We start from the raw sequence: 1,628 nt of genomic DNA, 5'->3' as shown, positions 1-1,628 counted from the left end.
CGATTATCATTCTTATTCAGCTTCATCCCCAATTCTCTGAAAGTCCTGTTTGGTGCAGTGTTGGCGAATTCCACCTTAATTATCGATCCTTAATATTTAGATGCGTTCGCCCTATATGCACAGGCGATCGCGTAACCGCCCAGCATAACTGATCGCAACAATATAAAGTACGATAAAATATGATACACACAAAGCCTGTTATTACCTTTTGTGAGGCAGTCTTCATGGTACAGACCCCATCCAAACCCATCACATTGGACGAGTTCCTGAAATTACCAGAAACAAAACCCGCCAGTGAATACATAGAAGCTAAGATTATCCAAAAACCTATGCCACAAGGAAAACACAGCGCAATTCAAACTGAATTTTGTACTACTGTCAACATAATCTTTAAACCCAAACAAATTGCCAGAGCATTTTCAGAACTGCGTTGTACATTTGGCGGTCGTTCAACTGTACCTGACATCACGGTTTTTATTTGGAGTCGGATTCCCCGTGACGAGAATGGAGAAATCGCTAATACATTTCCTATTGCTCCAGACTGGACAATTGAAATTTTATCCCCTGATCAAAGTCAGACAAAAGTAACTAAAAATATCCTTCACTGTTTGAAACATGGAACTCAAATGGGTTGGTTAATTGACCCCGATGAGCAAACTGTGTTTGTTTACCGTCCTCAACAAGAAACTGAAGTATTTGATGAGCCAGATGCACTCATACCTGTACCATCATTTGCCAGTGAACTTCAATTGACTATTCAAGACTTGTTTAGTTGGTTGCTGTAGTGAAACTTATGACTCTCTCACGCTATTTTACTCAAAAACAACACCACGATCAATTTCGGCGATCGCTAAATCAACCCCAACCGACTCGAAGGAAATTTGTCTAACTCCGAGAAATTTTTCCATCCGCAGATCAAGTAGGTAAATTGACTGTATTTAATATTGGGGGAAACAAAGTTAGACTGATTGCAGCAATTCATTACAACCGCCAAAAACTTTACATCAGGTCTGTGTTAACGCATTCAGAATATGATGAAGGAAAGTGGAAGGAATAATGCAAAGCTTTAACATCGACCAAACTATCATTGCCTGGTCATCCATTGCCGAAAATGTTTTTGTTCCTTATACTGAAGAGGAATATGAGCGATTGGTGGAGATGCTAGATGGTCTCAATGATCAAGTTGGTGAAGACGAAAATCATCCGCTTGCTTCACTGATGGAAGTTATTGGTGTTTTAATTGAAAACTACGAAGATGAACATATTCCTCAGTTAGACGAAATTACTTGAAACTTGAGAGGTTGAGTTTTTAATTTTAATCCTTATATTCAGCAACACCGAAAATTTTAGTGCGATCGCTCTATCCGGTAAACTAGTTTTATTAATGCGCAATCATCGAGATTTGAAAAAAGTACCCGGATTGTTAATTGAGGATTGGACTGTTTAATTAAGTTTTTGATAGTAGGTGCGATCGCCTAGCTAATCAAGGTAATTGCATTCTGTATTATTGGGTGCGACTCACTCATCCCCATATAATTAAATTGTGACTTCTGCTAAAACTGCCAAATCTAAACTATTTAGGGCTTGCTGAAAAAGTCATTCCAAGGCAAGAGAAAAATTGACTCCGT

The 1,628-nt window shown here is 38.7% G+C and carries 3 protein-coding genes; all 3 read left to right on the top strand.

Features of this window, described 5'->3' with window-relative positions; translation table 11 throughout:
* Positions 1-224: 224 nt before the first annotated feature.
* The 3 genes from ACM0OR_RS28100 (at position 225) to ACM0OR_RS28090 (ending at position 1,290) form a co-directional block, all read left to right on the top strand.
* Positions 225-785: a Uma2 family endonuclease gene (locus ACM0OR_RS28100; RefSeq protein ID WP_414579689.1), complete on the top strand. Its 561-nt coding sequence runs from the start codon at positions 225-227 to the stop codon at positions 783-785.
* A gap of 143 nt (positions 786-928) precedes the next feature.
* Positions 929-1,057 carry a type II toxin-antitoxin system HigB family toxin gene (locus tag ACM0OR_RS28095; RefSeq protein WP_414579688.1) on the top strand — a complete coding sequence of 43 codons (129 nt, stop codon included), beginning with the start codon at positions 929-931 and terminating at the stop codon, positions 1,055-1,057.
* The gene (locus tag ACM0OR_RS28090) at positions 1,057-1,290 is read left to right on the top strand and encodes a hypothetical protein (RefSeq protein WP_414579687.1); all 234 of its coding nucleotides are present in this window, start codon (positions 1,057-1,059) and stop codon (positions 1,288-1,290) included. Before ACM0OR_RS28095 ends, ACM0OR_RS28090 begins: the two co-directional genes overlap by 1 nt.
* Positions 1,291-1,628 lie beyond the last annotated feature (338 nt).

Origin of the sequence: Anabaena sp. CCY 9402-a, from assembly GCF_963920945.1 — a bacterium.
Lineage (GTDB): Bacteria > Cyanobacteriota > Cyanobacteriia > Cyanobacteriales > Nostocaceae > Trichormus > Trichormus minutissimus.
This window is presented reverse-complemented; position numbering and strand designations above follow the sequence as displayed.